The organism is Treponema lecithinolyticum ATCC 700332 (genome assembly GCA_000468055.1).
Lineage (GTDB): Bacteria > Spirochaetota > Spirochaetia > Treponematales > Treponemataceae > Treponema_C > Treponema_C lecithinolyticum.
This window is the reverse complement of the sequence record KI260563.1, coordinates 1-3,220: the sequence shown is the minus strand read 5'-3', so window position 1 is coordinate 3,220 and position 3,220 is coordinate 1. Positions and strand designations below refer to the sequence as shown.

Below are 3,220 nucleotides of genomic sequence, written 5' to 3'. Positions count from 1 at the left end.
GCAGAGGATCTTGACATAAGATAGGGAAGGGAAACGAAGGAAAAGAAGAAGCGGAAGCGATAATATGGTCAAGCGAAGAAAAAGGTTTATGGTGGATGCCTGGGAGCTGTAAGGCGAAGAAGGCCGTGGTAAGCTGCGAAAAGCCGGGGGGAGAAGCACACATTCTGAGATTCCCGGATAGCCGAATGGGGTAACCCGGCAACAGAGATGTTGTCATTACGTATCTGAATAAAATAGGATAGTAAAGCGAAACTAAGTGAAGTGAACCATCTAAGTAACTTAAGGAAAAGAAATCAAGAAGAGGAGCGATCCTCCAGAGATTCCGAAAGTAGCGGCGAGCGAAATCGGAAGAGCCCAAACCCGATTATACGGGGGTTGTAGGGCCGCATGGGGATGACCCGAAGAGTTGAGAAAAAACATATATATAGCGGAAAGGTTTGGGAAGGCCTGACACAGAGGGTGAAATCCCCGTACGCGACATGTATATGTCTCTTTGATGCGGTACCTGAGTACGGCGGGGCACGAGGAACCTTGCCGGAAGCAGGGTCGACCACGATCCAAGGCTAAATACTAGACAGCTACCGATAGGAAAGCAGTACCGTGAGGGAAAGGCGAAAAGAACCCCGGTAAGGGGAGTGAAATAGAACCTGAAACCATAAACTAACAAGATGTTACGGCACGAAAGTGTTGTAGCGTGCCTTTTGTAGAATGAGCCTGCGAGTTACCTTATGCAGCGAGGTTAAGGGATGGAAGTTCCGGAGCCGAAGGGAAACCGAGTCTTAATAGGGCGAAATTAAGTTGCATGGGGTAGACCCGAAGCCAAGGTGATCTAGTCATGAGCAGGTTGAAGCAAGGGTAAAACCTTGTGGAGGACCGAACTATAATCTGTTAAAAAAGGTATGGATGACTTGTGACTCGGAGTGAAAGGCTAAACAAACCTGGAAATAGCTGGCTCTCCCCGAAATGCCTTTAGGGACAGCCTCATACAAATGTAGCGGAGGTAAAGCACTGGATGGACTAGGGGGCGTCACTGCCTACCAAACCCAATCAAACTCTGAATGCCGCTAGACAACGTATGGGAGTGAGACTGCGTGCGACAAGGTTCGTAGTCGAAAGGGAAACAGCCCGGACCAACAACTAAGGTCCCGAAATACCGCTCAGTGTAAAATGAAGTTTGAATGCACAGACAGCCAGGAGGTTGGCTTAGAAGCAGCCATTCCTTAAAAGAGTGCGTAATAGCTCACTGGTCGAGCATACAAGCGCAGATAATGTAACGGGGCTAAGCGGTATACCGAAGTTTTGGATCTAACACGTTTCGTGTTAGGTGGTAGGGGAGCATTCCACAGGCTGAAGAAGCAATACCTGCGAGGGGTTGTGGAGGTACTGGAAGAGAGAATGCAGGCATAAGTAACGCAAAGACGGGTGAGATTCCCGTCCGCCGAAAACCTAAGGATTCCCGGGTAAAGGCAATCTGCCCGGGGTAAGTCGGCCCCTAAGGCCAGGACGAAAGTCGTAGTCGATGGGAAATCGGTTCAAAATCCGATACCTTTATCAGTTTCGAGGGCAGGACGCATGAGGTGAAACCCGGCCGGACAATGGTAGTTCCGGTCGAAGCAACAAGCTTTTGATAGCGATAGGCAAATCCGTCGCTTGAGGTAAGTTGTGACAGCCAGCGGAGAGAAAGTTGAAGCGAAGCGGGTGTAATCACGGTGCCGGGAAATACTGTCTAAGGCTAGGCTGATAAAGACCGTACCGCAAACCGACACAGGTAGGAAGGATGAGAAATCTAAGGCGCACGAGAGAACTCGCGTTAAGGAACTCGGCAAAATGCACACGTAACTTCGGAAGAAGTGTGGCCCGATTCGGTAAGAAGAAGAGGGTGGCACAGAGCAGGCCCAGGCGACTGTTTATCAAAAACACAGCCATCTGCTAATCAGTAATGAAACGTATAGGTGGTGACACCTGCCCGGTGCCGGAAGGTTAAGAGGAGATGTTAAGTAAGAGCTGAAGCATTGAATTGAAGCCCCGGTAAACGGCGGCCGTAACTATAACGGTCCTAAGGTAGCGAAATTCCTTGTCGGGTAAGTTCCGACCCGCACGAATGGTGTAACGATTCTGGGCACTGTCTCAACGCGAGACTCGGTGAAATTTATATACCGGTAAAGAAGCCGGTTACCCACAGTTAGACGGAAAGACCCCGTGAACCTTCACCGTAACTTATTATTGGGATTTTATTTATCATGTGTAGAATAGGCGGGAGGCTAAGAAACGTGTCCGTTAGGATGCGCGGAGCCGCAAAGTGAAATACCGCCCTTGATGAATGAAATTTCTAACCTGTGCCGTGAAGCCGGTATAGGGACAATGGTAGGCAGGCGGTTTGACTGGGGCGGTCGCCTCCTAAAGAGTAACGGAGGTGCGCGAAGGTCTCCTCACTCTGGTTGGAAATCAGAGCGCGAGTGTAAAGGCACAAGGAGGCTTGACTGCGAGAGTGACAGCTCGAGCAGGTACGAAAGTAGGTCTTAGTGATCTGGCGGTAGCGAGTGGAAGCGCCGTCACTTAACGGACAAAAGGTACTCCGGGGATAACAGGCTGATCTTCCCCAAGAGTTCACATCGACGGGAAGGTTTGGCACCTCGATGTCGGCTCATCGCATCCTGGGGCTGGAGCAGGTCCCAAGGGTTTGGCTGTTCGCCAATTAAAGCGGTACGTGAGCTGGGTTCAGAACGTCGCGAGACAGTTCGGTCCCTATCTGCTGTGGGCGTTGGATGATTGAGAGGAGCTGCATTTAGTACGAGAGGACCGATGTGGACGAACCTCTGGTGTATCTGTTATTCTGCCAAGGGTAAGTGCAGAGTAGCTACGTTCGGAAGGGATAACCGCTGAAAGCATCTAAGCGGGAAGCCCACCTCAAGATAAATCATCCCTGAGGGTTTAACCCTCCTAAAGACTCCGGAGACACTATCCGGTCGATAGGTTGCAGGTATAAGTACAGCAATGTATTCAGCCGAGCAATACTAATCAGTCGTGAGGCTTGACCATATTATCGTTTCTGTTTTACAAAAAACAATTCGTTTCTCTTTTTTTTATAACTAAGGTATTTATTGCCTGGTGGCCATAGTGGAGAGGTTATACCCGTTCCCATCTCGAACACGGAAGTCAAGCTCTCTTACGCCGATGATACTGCTTAAGCGGGAAAGTAGGTTGCTGCCAGGCTTTTTTT

At 49.8% G+C, this 3,220-nt stretch carries 2 rRNA genes; both read left to right on the top strand.

What is annotated here, in order from left to right:
* Positions 1-66: 66 nt before the first annotated feature.
* Positions 67-3,039: ribosomal RNA gene (locus HMPREF9193_RS04615) — 23S ribosomal RNA — on the top strand.
* A gap of 65 nt (positions 3,040-3,104) precedes the next feature.
* Positions 3,105-3,213: ribosomal RNA gene (gene rrf, locus HMPREF9193_RS04610) — 5S ribosomal RNA — on the top strand.
* Positions 3,214-3,220 lie beyond the last annotated feature (7 nt).